This is a genomic window from Alteromonas sp. ASW11-130 (genome assembly GCF_026183735.1).
Classification (GTDB): Bacteria; Pseudomonadota; Gammaproteobacteria; order Enterobacterales; family Alteromonadaceae; genus Alteromonas.
This window is the reverse complement of the sequence record NZ_JAPFRE010000018.1, coordinates 56,253-71,551: the sequence shown is the minus strand read 5'-3', so window position 1 is coordinate 71,551 and position 15,299 is coordinate 56,253. Positions and strand designations below refer to the sequence as shown.

The 15,299-nt window shown below is 43.3% G+C and carries 14 protein-coding genes and 1 pseudogene; 4 read left to right on the top strand and 11 right to left on the bottom strand.

Translation table 11 applies throughout. The annotated features are described in order from the left end of the window. Nucleotides 1-11: 11 nt before the first annotated feature. The 4 genes from OPS28_RS06775 to OPS28_RS06760 are packed head-to-tail and all read right to left on the bottom strand — an operon-like array spanning nucleotide 12 to nucleotide 3,844. Nucleotides 12-707, bottom strand: coding sequence for a histidine phosphatase family protein (locus OPS28_RS06775; RefSeq protein WP_265608698.1), 696 nt, complete (start codon nucleotides 705-707; stop codon nucleotides 12-14). Next, complete coding sequence (locus tag OPS28_RS06770) at nucleotides 707-1,774, bottom strand: phosphotransferase family protein (protein WP_265608697.1); 1,068 nt, start codon at nucleotides 1,772-1,774, stop codon at nucleotides 707-709. The genes OPS28_RS06775 and OPS28_RS06770 overlap by 1 nt, the downstream gene beginning before the upstream one ends. Further along, complete coding sequence (locus tag OPS28_RS06765; protein WP_265608696.1) at nucleotides 1,767-2,615, bottom strand: SDR family oxidoreductase; 849 nt, start codon at nucleotides 2,613-2,615, stop codon at nucleotides 1,767-1,769. Before OPS28_RS06765 ends, OPS28_RS06770 begins: the two co-directional genes overlap by 8 nt. Beyond that, nucleotides 2,612-3,844 carry an acyl-CoA dehydrogenase family protein gene (locus OPS28_RS06760; protein ID WP_265608695.1) on the bottom strand — a complete coding sequence of 411 codons (1,233 nt, stop codon included), beginning with the start codon at nucleotides 3,842-3,844 and terminating at the stop codon, nucleotides 2,612-2,614. Before OPS28_RS06760 ends, OPS28_RS06765 begins: the two co-directional genes overlap by 4 nt. A 117-nt stretch (nucleotides 3,845-3,961) precedes the next feature. On the opposite strand from OPS28_RS06760, the gene OPS28_RS06755 reads away from it, so the two are divergent. Continuing rightward, a complete protein-coding gene (locus OPS28_RS06755; RefSeq protein ID WP_265608694.1) occupies nucleotides 3,962-4,867 on the top strand; it encodes a LysR family transcriptional regulator in 906 nt (301 codons plus the stop codon). Between the two features lie 316 nt (nucleotides 4,868-5,183). On the opposite strand, the gene OPS28_RS06750 is transcribed toward OPS28_RS06755, so the two are convergent. The 4 genes and pseudogenes from OPS28_RS06750 to OPS28_RS06735 all read right to left on the bottom strand — a co-directional run bounded on the left by OPS28_RS06750 (nucleotide 5,184) and on the right by OPS28_RS06735 (nucleotide 8,204). Further along, entirely contained in the window at nucleotides 5,184-6,515 is a 1,332-nt protein-coding gene (locus OPS28_RS06750) for a glycoside hydrolase family 2 TIM barrel-domain containing protein (RefSeq protein ID WP_265608693.1), read from the bottom strand. Nucleotides 6,516-6,583: 68 nt separating this feature from the next. Continuing rightward, nucleotides 6,584-7,081 (bottom strand): annotated as a pseudogene (locus tag OPS28_RS06745) (methyl-accepting chemotaxis protein). A gap of 42 nt (nucleotides 7,082-7,123) precedes the next feature. After that, nucleotides 7,124-7,270 carry a hypothetical protein gene (locus OPS28_RS06740; RefSeq protein WP_265608737.1) on the bottom strand — a complete coding sequence of 49 codons (147 nt, stop codon included), beginning with the start codon at nucleotides 7,268-7,270 and terminating at the stop codon, nucleotides 7,124-7,126. Nucleotides 7,271-7,364: 94 nt separating this feature from the next. Then, complete coding sequence (locus OPS28_RS06735; RefSeq protein ID WP_265608692.1) at nucleotides 7,365-8,204, bottom strand: MCP four helix bundle domain-containing protein; 840 nt, start codon at nucleotides 8,202-8,204, stop codon at nucleotides 7,365-7,367. A 204-nt stretch (nucleotides 8,205-8,408) separates the two neighbouring features. Between OPS28_RS06735 and OPS28_RS06730 the strand changes: the two genes are divergently transcribed. Together OPS28_RS06730 and OPS28_RS06725 are read left to right on the top strand one after the other, a co-directional pair. Next, entirely contained in the window at nucleotides 8,409-9,362 is a 954-nt protein-coding gene (locus tag OPS28_RS06730; RefSeq protein WP_265608691.1) for a S41 family peptidase, read from the top strand. A 9-nt stretch (nucleotides 9,363-9,371) separates the two neighbouring features. Beyond that, nucleotides 9,372-10,001, top strand: coding sequence for a chloramphenicol acetyltransferase (locus tag OPS28_RS06725; RefSeq protein WP_265608690.1), 630 nt, complete (start codon nucleotides 9,372-9,374; stop codon nucleotides 9,999-10,001). 201 nt (nucleotides 10,002-10,202) lie between these two features. On the opposite strand, the gene OPS28_RS06720 is transcribed toward OPS28_RS06725, so the two are convergent. From OPS28_RS06720 to OPS28_RS06710, 3 genes are all read right to left on the bottom strand, one after another. Beyond that, complete coding sequence (locus OPS28_RS06720) at nucleotides 10,203-11,051, bottom strand: class I SAM-dependent methyltransferase (RefSeq protein ID WP_265608689.1); 849 nt, start codon at nucleotides 11,049-11,051, stop codon at nucleotides 10,203-10,205. A gap of 513 nt (nucleotides 11,052-11,564) precedes the next feature. Further along, nucleotides 11,565-12,299, bottom strand: a complete 735-nt coding sequence (locus OPS28_RS06715) for a hypothetical protein (RefSeq protein ID WP_265608688.1) — start codon at nucleotides 12,297-12,299, stop codon at nucleotides 11,565-11,567. 9 nt (nucleotides 12,300-12,308) lie between these two features. Continuing rightward, nucleotides 12,309-13,115: a CPBP family intramembrane glutamic endopeptidase gene (locus tag OPS28_RS06710; protein WP_265608687.1), complete on the bottom strand. Its 807-nt coding sequence runs from the start codon at nucleotides 13,113-13,115 to the stop codon at nucleotides 12,309-12,311. A gap of 323 nt (nucleotides 13,116-13,438) precedes the next feature. On the opposite strand from OPS28_RS06710, the gene OPS28_RS06705 reads away from it, so the two are divergent. Next, the gene (locus OPS28_RS06705; protein ID WP_265608686.1) at nucleotides 13,439-14,872 is read left to right on the top strand and encodes a winged helix-turn-helix domain-containing protein; all 1,434 of its coding nucleotides are present in this window, start codon (nucleotides 13,439-13,441) and stop codon (nucleotides 14,870-14,872) included. The last annotated feature ends 427 nt before the right edge of the window (nucleotides 14,873-15,299 follow it).

Below are 15,299 nucleotides of genomic sequence, written 5' to 3'. Positions count from 1 at the left end.
TATTTGCCCAATTATGTGTATGTGATAAATCGCTTGTCGGCGGTGTTAGCAAAAACGCTATGTTCGTTGAGGCTGGAAAGAGACAGTTTACGATCTTTCCCCCGTACAATAAGTTTGGTAATTCCACCGTTAACCAGCATCCAGTTAATTTTCATTAAATCAGTGAGGGGCAGGCCTAGTAATTTGCAGGTAATCAGGCTAATAGGCCCACCTGATGTATACACTACTGATGCATTGTGACCCGCTTTACGCACTACATCTAATCCATCGAACACACGCGCATTAAATTGCTCCCAGCTTTCTGAATAATTAGCGTCGTGTGCACCACTCATCCATTTGGCCATTGCTTTCATGATTGCGTTTTTAAGGGCGTCCATTGGATGAGGGTGACTACCCAGTAACTCTTTAGTGGAAGCCGGAGTGGCAAGTCTTTCGTCATAGCGGGCAAGAATCTCTCTATGATCGTACTCATTCCACTGAGGCAACTCGTGAACGTCTAACCCTTCTCCAAACTGAGGTAAACTATGCTCGGCGGTTTCTTTGTGGCGTAACAAACTTCCACGATATACTGCATCAGGCACCACTTTTTGATAGGCCATTGCACGCCCTACAAACGCAGCTTGCTCAATCCCCAATTCAGATAGCTTGTCGTAGTCTTCGGCATGAAAACTCGCTTGACCATGCCTGATTAAATAGATGGCTGCCATTATTTTCCTCTGCGTTTTATCGCTTTCTTACTACGCCACAATAAATAGTGCACAAACACCCAAAAACGTTTAAATGCAGGATTGGTGGTTTGTCCATGATGATAACGATAGTAAATTTGCTGAACAATAGCCGCTAAACGAAACAGGCCATACACTTCATAGAAAGTAAAATCATCACACTCCAATTTATTTTGCGACAAATAATAATCAACCACTTCTTTACGCCTGAACATGCCGGGTAAGTGAGTAGGCTGTCTGCGTGTGGATTGCGCTAGAAAATCATCGTCCGCTTCTACCCAATACGCTAGCGAATTACCTAAATCCATTAAGGGATCGCCAAGTGTCGCCAGTTCCCAGTCTAATACGCCCGTAACCTGAGTGTAGTCATGTGGGTCGAGTACTAAATTGTCGAAACGAAAATCATTGTGCGTCAGGCAAATCGTTTCTTTGGCGGGCATGTTCTGTTCCAGCCAGCGCATGACGTATTTCGCAGAGGGTACGTTCCAGGTTTTGGCGTTCTGATACCGCTGGCTCCAGCCTGAAATCTGACGTTCGACATATCCTTCTCCTTTTGCCAGTTTCGACAAGCCTGTCTTTTGGATATCGACCTGATGGAGCTGAATAAGGCAGTCGATGACATTTTTACACCATTGGCTGGTACGCTCTGGCGTTAACGCTACGCCTTTGGGCATATGTTTACGCGGAATAATACCTACCAGCTTTTCCATCACGTAAAAATCAGTTCCGAGAACTGCATCATCTTCGCAAAATGTAAGCATTTCAGGCACATAAGGATAAACAGGCTTGAGTGCTTTTTGTAGTTCGTATTCCCGCTTCATATTATGCGCGCCTTTGGCTTTCGTGCCTGCTGGAGCGCGGCGTAAAATCAGTGAAGTGTTGTCGTATTCCAGACAGTACGTCCAATTCGATGCACCGCCGCTGTATTGAGTAATATTTGGTTTGCCGTGAATGTTGTCTATGTTCTGCTTCAACCAAGTGTGAAGTGCAATAACATCAAGTTCCTCTCCACTTCTGACCGCGCCAGCTTTATCGGTTACATCATCCATTCTCACCCTGCCCTTCCCTTGCTCTTAACACCATCTTTTTGGTGGCTTTGATAATCTTGTTCAGATACCAGTCAATGGGCAGCCACTTTTTCATATAATAGGCGGCTTTGCCACTCTTATGGGTAAGCATAAGAAAATTACGCTTTTGCGCCTGTTGCCATACTTTTTCTGCTACTTCTTCTGCGGTCATATCCGCTTTATTAAACTGGCGTTTAATACTTTCACGCATAACCTGTTCACTGGTGCGCATGGATTCATCAAGATTAGTTTTGAAAAAACTGGGACACACCACACTTACATCGATATTTTCAGGTGCCAACTCTGTCTTCATGGTCTCTGAAAATGACACCACCGCTGCTTTTACCGCGTTGTAACTTCCCATCAAGGGTATAGGGGTTACCCCAGCCTGAGAGGCGACATTGATAAAATAGCCCTGTCCCTGTTTTCTGAAAACATCCACAAAAGCTTGTGAAACCTTTACCATCCCAAACAGGTTAATGTTAAAAACCCATTCCCATTGCTCGAGTGACTCGCCGTTGAGTGACCCGCCTGTGGCAACCCCCGCATTATTAATGACAATATCCACTCCCTGCCATCGTTCCTGGATAATATCCCGGGTGGCAGCAATGTCTGCTTCGACCGTAATATCGCATTGGCTATAAAATGCTTCTGCACCCAACTTTTTTAATTCAGCTACAGTTTCTTCCCCGCGTTGCTGGTGAATATCGGCAATGCACACTTTAATTGCTGTGTCTTGCTGTGCGTGTTTAACCCAGCACAACGCCATGGCTTTACCAAAGCCAGTAGCGCCACCGGTGATCAATAATCGGATAGTTTTCATCGCTTATCCTGTTGATATTTCGCCAGCTCCAAACGGGAAACCATACCCATGTGCACTTCGTCTGGGCCATCTGCTAATCGCAGCACTCTGGCTGCTGCGTTAAACCCGGCCAACGGAAAATCTCCCGACACGCCTGCGCCACCGTGCATTTGAATGGCCATGTCACTCACATCCTGAAGCACATTTGGTACCACCACTTTGATAGCAGAGATCTCTGTCATAGCCTGTTTAACGCCGACCGTATCTATTTTCCAGGCTGCATTTAGCGTTAACAGACGCGCTTGATCAATGGCCATACGGGCTTTGGCTATTCGTTCTAAATTTCCACCCAGTTTAATAATAGGTTTGCCAAACGCTTCGCGTTTAGATCCGCGTTTTATCATAAGCTCCAGACAGCGTTCGGCAGCACCTATGGCACGCATACAATGGTGGATCCTGCCCGGACCTAAACGCCCCTGGGCAATAGCAAACCCTTTCCCCATCCCCATGATGATATTCGCTTTGGGTACTCTGACATTCGTTAGCTGCATTTCGCCATGGCCATAGGGTGCATCGTAATCCTGACTGGCAGTGAGCATGCGCTTAACTTCTAGCCCATTACTATCTAGTGGCACCAACACCATAGCATGGCGGGCGTGTTTTTCGTTTTCAGGGTTGGAAAGCCCCATAAAAATAGCGACTTTCGCGTCGGGATGGCCTATTCCGGTTGTCCACCATTTTGTCCCATTTAACACCAGCTCGTCGCCATCTTCTTCAATCGAGGCCTGCATATTTGTGGCATCGGACGATGCCACATCAGGTTCGGTCATAGCAAATACCGAACGAATTTCACCTGCGAGTAACGGCGTTAGCCATGTTTTCTTTTGCTGCTCGTTACCGAAGTGATAAAGCACTTCCATATTGCCCGTGTCCGGAGCGTTGCAATTAAAAATTTCCGGCGCAAAGTGAATCTTGCCCATTTCTTCTGCAAGCGGAGCATACTCAAGACAACTCAGCCCGTGCCCGAGCTCATCATCAGGCAAAAACAAATTCCATAGCCCCGCGTCGCGTGCTTTTTGCTTTAACGAGGCTATCTGATTAGGCACCTTCCAGCTACGCCAATCTCCGTGATAATTCAGGCGATGATTCTCAGCTATGATATCTTTCTCAAGGGGAAAGACATGCTCTTGCATAAAAGATGTTAGCTTCGTCAAATAAGCCTGGCTTTTCGCACTAGGTTGAAAGTCCACAATACTCTCCGAAATATTTATTTTATTCTTGGTATAAACTTATTCCAGCTTACTTCATGAATGAAGTGAAAAATATTGCTACCATGCTATGAACGACATTCACAGAATGAAAACATTGTGTTGGCAGACAAGCAATTACAGCAACTGGATTTAAATTTACTCAAAGTATTTGAAGTTTTGTACCAGGAAAGAAATATGACTTCAGCCAGTAAGGTTCTATTTATCAGCCCTTCTGCTGTCAGTCATGCCGTTAAGAGATTGCGAATGGCACTGGATGATGAGCTATTCATTCGCAAAGGTCAGCAATTAGAACCCACCGCCGCCTGCAAACAAATTGCCCCCACTGTGATAGATCTGCTCGCCCGCCTTCGTAAGACACTCCAGCAATGTGGTCAGTTTGAGCTTGCAAAAACACAACAAACGTTTGTGTTGGCGATTCATGATGCGCTTGAACCCCTAGTGCTTCCTTCTTTGCAAAAATGGTTAAACCAGCATACGCCACTAGCAGGTTTAAAAAGTGTAAAGCTGGACCGCGACATTGTCGCCAGGCAACTCAATAATCGGCAGGTGGACGTTGTTATTGATGTGGCACGTGCAATCCAATCACCGATCAAACACCACCCATTGAGTAGTGATGAATTTGCTGTATTAATGTCACGTAATCATCCGCTGGCAAAAGCGTTTACGCAAGCAGCGTATTTATCCGCTGAACATATTGCGGTGTCTAATCGCAGCGATGGGCATGTGGTTGAAGATATCAGTCTGTTGCAAATGGGAATGAACCGTCAGATAAAAATTCGCTGTCAGAACTATCATTCAGCAAAAGCCATCGTGAAAGAAACACATTATCTGCTTACTCTGCCTTCTTTAATTGCCACCAAGTTGTTAGATAAACAACTCATCGCTCACCCGCTTCCCATTTTGATGCCAGCGCTTTCTACCCATTTATATTGGCATCAGGATACTGAGCAAGATGAATCGATTAATTGGCTGCGTAAGGCAATTGTGGACACTTTTAGCTAGTCACCTTGTGCGTTGCTCAACGATATATAAGCCGTTTCCTAAATTAGGCGTCAGCGAAATCGCCAGGGTTCGCTATAGATACAATTTTGCTGCGGTCAATATAGCCTGTAAAAGCGACATATTATTGATCCTGCCTCACAGCTATGGAAATAGGTTACTAAATCAACCTTAGGGTGTGATAACCACGTTACTTATCAAAGGGTCAGCACTTTATACCACTCGTATGGGCATGACAGGCTGACAATGATCTGGCGAAAAGGTCGAGCACAGAGAAATCGATGAGCTGTGCATTTCACCCCTCCCCTAAGTAATTTAATTAAGCACCATTTACCCAAAACGGAATGTTCGCGTAAGCTGCTTTACCGTTGGCATTGGTGACATACACAAATAAGCGGTAGGCACCGGGCGTGGCGGGTGCATCAAGGGTGACTTTCCCCTTACCATTACTTGTCACATTTAAACCCTTCACAGGTTGCGGGCGTGATTCTGGGTCTCCTCCTGCTTTGATATCGGTACTCTCGGGTAGCACCTCCCATTGAATGGCAGGTGAATTGTCTTGCGAAGAAGTGAATATAACCTCTGCACTGATGCGTTGTTCTGCTTGCACTTTTATATTGTCAAAGCGCGACTTACGTTCTAACGTTATCCTTTCAATTGACGGGGCCCGTTCATCCGGCCATTTTCCCGTCCAGTTGTAAGTTAGCGTATCTACCGCTTCTGTTGGGTTACCAGATTCGGTAAAAACGCCATACCAGGTTGGGGTAGTTTCCTGTTTTTGTCCCCATAAAAATGCAAATGAGCCTAACGCTTTTCCTTTAGCATTCACGATTCCTTGCTCATAACGTTGCTGGTAAGAAGCTGCTTTTTCACTGCTTGTTTGTTCAATAGGTGCTTCCCAATTTGTTTTTCTTACCTGCCAGTGTCCAGTCGGCCCCCACTCAGTGATCACAAAGGGGCCTGCGTAGCCCATGTCCAGTAAATCCTGTGGAAGCGATGATAGCCCCCCATAAATATTAATACTTAAAAAGTCCAGGCTGGGTACACGCTTTTGGATAAGGTTAAGTTTTTCCTTATCAATGCCGGCGGTAACCGTGGTGACAAGATGGTACTCGTCAACCTGTTGAATAAAGCTGGCTATTTGCTCAACCGCATACCAAACATCTGGGTTCGTATAAAACAAGTCCACTTCGTTGCCAATGGCCCACGCTAACAACGCGGGGTGATCTTTATACTCCAGCACTTCATCCTGAACCCGTTCGAACTGCTTTTGCACGGCTTGTTTATCGCTGTAATCAAAACCATGCCTTTCATGCCCAAGACTAATTCCGAGCATTACTACCAGTCCGTTTCGATGTGCTTCATCCAATAATTGTTTAGCATTGTAGGTCGACCAGGTACGAAAAGCATTCCCGCCCGCGTCCGCTAGCGCCAATAAGTGACTAGAACCGCCGGCCCCTTTTATAAAGAACGGTTTACCACCACGATAGATTTGATAATGGCCATTGTCATTTCTCACCTCAACCGGAACGGGAGTAGAAAATGAGCTTGGCTGGCCATCTTGTGGGGGGGGAGTGTTATTGTTCAGATTGCTACACCCCAAACACAACAGCAGAACAATAAAAATGAACGAACGATGAAGTTGTTGCATTGGGCGCCCTTTTATAAACTTCCGTAGGTTATTGAGCTAGGTACGTAAATTGCCTGCTCTACGATCCACTAAGTAGTAAATTGACCAAGTGAAGAGCGCAACGCTTTTGAAATCTCAGCAACTTGTTTACCTGTTTCAGCTGCATCAGTTGATAAAGTTAATGTTTCGTTTGTCAATTCGCCAACTCGCCCTGCGCGTTGGTTTACTTCAGCAGCAATATGCATTTGTTTTTCTGCAGCTGCTGCAATAGTTTGACTACTGCATAAAATAGCTTGAAAGACGTCCTCAACTTTATTTAACACTTCTCCAGCGTTTCGCGCTGTATCGACACTGGTCCCGGCACTACCTTTTCCTTTCGACATGATGTCAGCAGCAGATAATGTGCCCTGTTGCAGCTTTTGAATAATTTCCTGAATTTCCTGTGTCGAAACCGCAGTCCTACTAGCCAACTGACGAACTTCGTCTGCCACCACCGCAAACCCACGTCCTTACCCGCCAGCGCGTGCAACTTCTATAGAGGCATTGGGCGCCAGCAAATTGGTTTGCTCTGCAATGTCTTTTATCACATCGAGAACACCACCAATGCTTTCGTTGTCTTCCTTAAGGATTTATATTGATGCTACCGCTGAAGACACTTCAGTGGACAAGTTTTCAATACTATCAATGGTCACTCGAACGGATGCCCCGCCTTCTTTAGCAACTACATCTGCATTCACGATAGCTTTCTCTTCGTCCCTTACATCACGACGCACCATTGAAGCTCAATGATTAATCTGTTCTATAGCGTTGACCATGGTAGTAATTTCAGCATGCTGTTGTTCTATTCGTTGGACAGTTTTATTATTCACATCAAGCATCTTGTGTGACACTGACTGCGCGCTTACCCACCTGTTGTAAATGATTAATCAATTCACCAATGGTTTCCATCATACGATCAAAACGACGGCCCATATCTCCAAATTCGTCATTACTTTTCAGGTTAGTGCGCAAGGTTAGATTACGAGACTTTTCAATATCGGTAACAGTATTTAGCATTACCGTTAACGGGCTACGAATGCCACGATATAGCCAGAATCCCATTGCTCCCAATGCCAATGTCATAACGAGTAAAATTATAAATACAGTCACTTGCGCTTTAGAGGCTATTCGTTCTGCGACCGAAGCTGACCCCTGCGCCGGCTCGCTTTGAATAACGATGAGCTGCTTCACTAAATTCTGTATTGGCTCTAAAGCGGGATACAACTGCAAATCGACAAAGCTTCCTATGCTATAAGAAGACTGCTCATCAATAAAACTTTCCAATTTACTTATTGCTTGTTCGGCCGATTTAAATGCAGTTTTATTCTGTTGCAGTAACGCTGATTCTTCCGACGATAAATCACGGTTACGATAGCTTGCCCATGCTTTAGAAAGTTTCTGTCGTGTTTCCGCCAGCTGCGCGTCGGCTTCCTTCCACAATAGCATTTGCGATATACTTTTGTGCGCTAAATCGACTACGCCATTGCTGTAGAGACGCATGATTTTATCAAGGTTTCGCAACGGCTGTAAGCGTTCAGTATTAACCGTTTGCACAGTATTACTAACCGCGCCTAAACGCTGACTTGCATATAGAGCCAGTATGGCATTTAAAATAATGGGGATGGTGATAAGAACAAGTAATTTGGATCTAACAGATTCAGCTTGAAGCATGAGAAACCTTTAAAATAAGATAAAAAGCTAAAAAAGCATACGATTTATTGCAAATAGCTTGTCTTTAATTTCGGTTAATCAGACGACACTTTTATGCCAGTGGGCTATGTTCGGTGTTTAAAGTTAGGTAACGTTGGGGAAGAAGCTTGAAAAAAGAAACTTTGTCTATATCAATACGTTCTTCTCATCTTGCCTGTGAAGGTCATGAAAAAACTTACCCATATTTTCTTTGTTCTTATAATGCTGGTTGTCAGTAGCCAACCAGTACTTGCCAGGCAAAACGAAATAATACTGTCAGAAAATGAAGTTCGCGAAATTGTGCTCAATACGGTAGACGTTCTTGAGCATGACTATTTGTTCCCGGATAAAGCCAAAGACGTGGCGCAGGATTTGTTACATAAATTGGACATTGGCGCTTTCGATCAGTCTTATCCATTCGGTATGTTTAAACAAATTCTCGAAAATATTTTAATCAAAGCGACCAACGACTCGGGGTTTGAGCTGGTTGAGCGTGAAATTCACAACCCGCTGAAGAATAAATTAACCAGACAAGAGTCAAACGCGATTCAAGTCGACATGCTGGAAAATGACATAGGTTATATACGATTTGATGGTGATTTTTTGTTTTCTTCAGCCCAGAACGAACTTGATTCAGCAATGGCATACCTGGCCGAATCTCGTGCGTTAATTATCGATTTACGAATCACTGGATTGGGAACGCTACCGCTCGCACAGCAGCTTATCAGTTTCTTTGTTGCGCCTGACACGGTGATTGCCGATGTTTTTCTGAACCCTGAAGAAGCACCCGCAAAAATAATTATTCAAGACAATTTTATAAACGCTCAACGGTTTTACGATACCCCTGTGTATGTTTTAAACTCAGGGTTTGTGGTCGGCCCGTGGGAATTTGTTGGTTATACCCTGAAATATCACCATGCTGCAGTGATAGTCGGTGAAGACACCATGGGCGTGGCGCTTATGAAAAAAACTTTGCCGGTCAGTCAGCATGCAAATTTAATCCTGACTTATGCGCAAACTCACCACCCGAAAACAAACGAAAACTGGCAAGACTATGGTGTTATCGCAGACTATCAAGTTTCAGCGCAAGAAAGCCTAAAGACTGCAATTAACCTGGCAACCACTGAGATATCGAGATAAAGAACAAAAATGAGTTTCACTGAACTTAACCTGGATACATGGGACAGAAAAGCCCACTTCCACTTTTTCAAAACCTATGAAGAGCCTTTTTTCGGTGTCTCTGTAGACATTGATTGCACACTTGCTTTTCAATCAGCCAAACGTGCAGGCGTGTCATTTTTTCTCGTCTACTTGCACAAAGCACTGATTGCCGCCAATAACGTTGAGCCATTCCGCTATCGTATAGTGGACGATAAAGTGATTGTCCATAATAAGGTAAACGCCGCATCAACTATCAACAGACCAAACGGTACCTTTGGCTTCTCCAATATTGAATTCCAGAAATCTTTTGATCAGTTCGAAAAGGATGCTCAAGTCGCTATTGAACAAGTCAGGAACAGTCACGATTTAAACCCATCAGGCGCCAGCGATAATGTTATCCATTTTTCCGCCCTGCCTTGGATAAAATTCACTTCAGTATCCCATGCCAGAAATTTTTCGTTGCCCGATAGCTGTCCCAAAATCTCAATCGGAAGAGTAACCGACATTGATGGAAAGAAGATCATGCCGTTTTCCGTTCACGTTCATCATGCGCTTATGGATGGTTACCACGTCGGTTTATTTATTGACGAATTTCAGCAGTTGATGGATTTGAATTAGGTGAAAATAGATAACCTTCTATTGTGATTTTCTCCCCTTTTTACCCTGCTCGCTGGTTTTCGTTTTAAGTTGGCGGAACCGTTCTAGTGATACGTGATGGAATAAGGGTAAAACGCGCTGCCGTTGACCTCGCACTTTCACTACTTGCTGATTTGCAATTAGTAAAGTGCGAATTCTGCGTTCTAAGCTGTGCCCACTTTGTTAAGCTTTAATTTTAACAAATTTCAATGTCATGCGGTCTGACTCACCTATTTCCAGATAATGCGTTCTATTTTCATCTTTCATAGCCAAAGAAGGCGGTAGCGTCCAAACGCCTTTTTCATAGTCGGCCGTATCTTTAGGGTTTGCGTTTATCTCGGATTTTTCGACAAGCTTGAACCCCTGTTCTTCGACTAGCGCTATTAGATCTGACTCGACAAATCGCCCCTTCTTCGCTGCATCTTCACGCGTTCCTTTATAACTATCAGCCATTCTATGCTGCACTATTGCCAATACACCTTTGGGCTTTAAAATTTGCCAACTTTGCTGCAACCCTTCTTCTATTCGCCCCTGATTTTGCCAATTGTGCAATGTACGCGAAATGAATACAACATCGACAGACGCTTGCTCTACAGGTAGCTTCCCTGTGATAGGTATCCATGAACCTACCGCTTTCGATCCGTATAATTCGGGCTCTTCTTTAAGCCGCTCAGGGTAACTGCGTAACCGGTCCGCCCACTCTTTGTTGTCTGGAAAACGTTTGGCGTAGAAGTCGGGATCATGGTTTAAGCCAATATATTTGCCTTCATCTTTCACCAAAGGAGCCAGTATACGGGTATACCAACCCGTTCCCGGTGCTACTTCCGCAACGACAGAATTATTTTGAATATTAAAAAACTTCAGTACCGCTTCAGGGTGACGATACCTGTCTCGTTGCTTATCGTCTTGGGTACGATGTGAGTTATCATGAACTGCACGCCATACTGCATCATTTGTATGTTCATCCGCAGACAGTAGCGGTGAAAGTGAACTTAAAATTAACGCAGCAATCGCTAGTGATTTCTTTTTCATTTGTCCTCGCAAAATTTTTGGTTGGTTTTGATACGAGCGACTTTGCAGTTTCAAAGCAAAGAACAACGCACTCGCCTTTAAATCATGCAGGACTAATGAAAAAGTCGATGTAACTGCTTGTCCCTGCAAGAAATTACGCTATGTTAGAAATAGCTTGATGTCAATTAGACTAACCATGCTGAAGGCTGAAATAAGGTGATTGGGGTGATTTTAAAGACGAAATGAGGCGTTGAAGTACCACGCCCATTTCGCCTTTACTATCCGTTTTCTAAATTAGCGTTTTCACGATTATTCGGTAAGTTATCGGTAGACAAATTACTTGGACTCTCATAAACGCGAGCTTCGATTTAATCTCCTCTCCATAACCATGCCGTCAGCCTCACTCCCCCTGCTACCTACTTTACATTGCGATCACCACTTCACTTTACGTTATGAGCGGTGAAATACATTACCTAATAATTGACTAGCAGCTAACGCATACAAGAACCTAATCACAGTTTAAACTGCATGGTTTTACCGATATTGAACAATTTTTACATCATATTGGGTCGTTTCCACCCATTCATCAAAAGAGATAAGCAGCCCGTATCGCCCTGTAAGTTGCCTGGTTTCTTTCGCCACATAAAGCGGACCTGAATCTGATACTTCATTAAAATCTAATCCCACATCAAACTTAGTCACTTTTGCTAACAGTGAAGGGGAAAATGGGTGGGGAGCAAAAATACGCATACTCGTAAAAATCGGCATATCCTTACGCACAGTCACTTCGGTTACCAATTGTTGGTTAAGTTTCTCATTGGCATGCGACAAATCAACTTGGGTATCCGTTTGCGCCTGCACAGGTGAAGGTATTTTATACTTCCAACTGGTGTCGTTTTCTCTAACAAAGATTGCGTCATGAATAGTTTGAAGTGGTAACGTAACCAAAACAAAGCCATTCCAATTTATACTACGGTTTTGATCTATGTCTCCTTCAGATTCAATCAATACAGCATCTATTTGCTCTTTATTTCGACGATGTACACGGGTTATAGAGTAATCCCCTTCCTTATTTTGCTCCTGTTTCGAGTAACTCAACACATAGTCACTGGGGAGTTGCCTATTGCAACGCTGTAAATCATTTAACGCTTGTTCAAGCGCTTTAAATGCTTTCTCATCATTAGATTGATTTGCATTTGCAGCGCTAAAGCAACACGTGATTAGAAACAACAGACAACAAAGCGAATAATTCATTATCACTTTTGACATCTAACTCACCTACACTGATGCTGAACATCTATTATCACGCCAGTATCGACGAATACCCAAATGCCCTGGTAGCACGCCGATGACGAATATAAATGCCACCAAACCGAGTAGCGTTAGACTGCTAGTGGGTGTGTCAACAAAGTTGGGATTGAAATAGGCGTTAATATTGGCAACAGCATTTATAAACCCATGAACGAATACAGCAGGCCAAATACTGCGCGTGTAGATAACCGCTCCTGCGAAACCAAATCCAATGAAGGTGGCATAGAAAACCTGGGCGACGACTTCTACTGCAAAACCATTTATCAAATTAAGTAAATGTACAGCGCCAAAAATTAGCGCCTGAGCAAGCGCCGCTTTATAAACGCCAGCTCGCGTATTTCCCCATGCCTTCAGCAAGATACAAAATACAAGTGCCCGCATCATGGTTTCTTCAAAAACACCTGTGCTGGCGTTATCAATTAACCAAAACCAGAATGTGCCAACATCGAATTGAAGCGTCTGCCAGTTGACACCAAAGAAGTTAACTAAGCCAAGGCTTGCTAAAGGAAGCATGAACAATAACCAGCCCTTCCCCCAGTGCTTTACAGGTGTAGAAATAAATCCATCTTTCAGCCAGGATAAGCGAAACATCAATGCAATGACGAAAACACCACTAAGCATCCTTAAAAGAGTTGCAAAGTAGTCTCGTCCTATTTCTGCAAACAGACTTCCGAGAATTAACGCACCAACTTGCGTAAAAAGAATTAAAAACAATACAGATAATGTTGCACTGATTAAGGGGTAGTGATTAAAAAAGCGTTCTAATGACAGCATAAATTTTTCGCCTCAAAAATTGAATTAAGTAACACACACATAAGTTGATGGGTCACGCTGAAATTGAGACTCTCATTTAACCGATAAAACGCCACTGAAACGTTCTGAAAAAACCTGAAACCACTCATCCTCCCTACTCAATGCATTGAATTTATTCGCATTTTTAAAAACCGATATTTGTTACTGATATACTAGAAAATTACTGTAAAATCGTATTCAGAAGTTTGTTATCAAGCGTTTTAACCGTGCAAAACTGTTTTACTACCGTTGATCGTTTAGTCTATCCCCACCGCGGACAAATTCTCCACGGCGATACTGTAATCATGGTCCGACCAAAGACCATGCAACTTCTAACACTTCTATTGGAAAATGTGGGGGATACTGTCTCTAAAGGGCATATCCTGGAAACTGTTTGGGATGATGTAGTAGTTGATGATCAAGTAATTTTTCAGTCAATAAAGGAACTGCGAAAAATCTTCTGTGGTGAAGAGGTTATAAAAACCATACCGCGTAAAGGTTACATCTGGTTGCAGCCTGTAGAGCAGGTATCAAACGTTGCAGATAAAACGGCTAACAGCAAGTTACATAACAGAAAGTTTAGTAAGTCATTTGCTGTAATATGCTTCGCTATATTTACCATGGCTATAGCCCTGATTACGCTTTCGAAAGATTCCCCAAGTGATCCCCCTATCAGTGGCTCCCTTGTTGTTTTACCTGTGAATAATCAAATCAATGACGCCGATCACAAATGGGTAAGATATGGCGCTATGGATCAGTTGATTCAGCGTTTACACTCCACCCATACCGCAGGAGTATTAGAAGCCGACTATGTATTTGATGTAATAGCGAGAGCGAAAGCACCGTTTACCGCGTTGGATAAAAAGCATATTGAGCAGATTTTTCAGGTCTCTGGGGCAAATTTAATTGTCGCAATGACGTTGACAGGCTCACCAAACGACTACCAATTACTTTATACGCTTTATTATCGTGACAATGTTGAAAAAGGAACGGTATCAAACGGTCAAGTCAATCAAGCGGTCGATAATTTAGCCGGAATTATCGGCAAACGACTGGATAAAGATTACGCGCTGCCTGATGACAATTATGAGTCTTCACTGGCAAATGAAATCCTTTCCAATGCAATTGTTTTAAAGTTGGAAGGTGAATTTAAACAAGCAATAGATTTACTTAATGCTGCCATTATTACCCATCCCCTCGCCATCATCGAAAGACGTATTCTCGGACAACTATTAGTTGAGCAGCGCTTCCCCTTTCAACAGGCTTTTGACGTTTTGCAGCAAGGAATTTCTCAAGCGAAAGCTGTGAATGAGAAAAAAGAACTTGTTCGTTTAAACTTCTGGCAGGGCGTAAATCATCTACAACACGGAAAACCAGATACTGCGCAAACTTTTTTTACCGCTGCAAAAGAAGGTGCTCAGCAGATTAAAGACTGGCTATATTTAGCCTACCTAGAAGAAGTAAATGGACAACTTTATCAATTTGAAGGTAATTTCTCGCAAGCCAACACTTCGTATCACAAAGCCATGGACTATCATCAGGTAATGCAATGTCCATTAGGCTATACAAATGGCTTGATGAACCTTTCACAACTGGCTTACGCGCAAAATCAACATGCGCAAGCGCTGAAATTCGCCCAACAAGCACTAAGTGTAGCTAAACAAAGGGAGTTGATTGATAAAAAAATGGTTGTCGAGCAATGGTTGACGCAACTCAGTAACGAGATCAAGCCTGAATAAAACCCCTATTATGATTCATAACAAAAAAGCGCCCAAGTGGCCAACTCTCTTTGGCCACAGGTTTATAATAATTCCAGTATCTTCTTCCTAACTTGTTCCCCCCTTGTCCGCCATTGTATGCGGGCGACCTGCTTTCGCCGAGATAGCCAACCTTATAATAAATCGCTAAACGCAGTTGAAATAGTCTGCACTGCGGTCGATTCTAATCCAGTTATTCGAATGTACAATACAGTGCAGGTTATTGAATTGCTATTTTCTGTCAATAAATTCACAGGGCGACCCCACTTTTTCGCATTGCTCAAATTAGCGTTTAAAAGTTTCCCATTTTCTTCGTAAAGCTGTTATTACTCAGATGTATTTGCCCTATGAGAAAATGAATTAGATAGCGAAGGTTAAACATACAACGTTTTTAATTTTTACAGGCGCT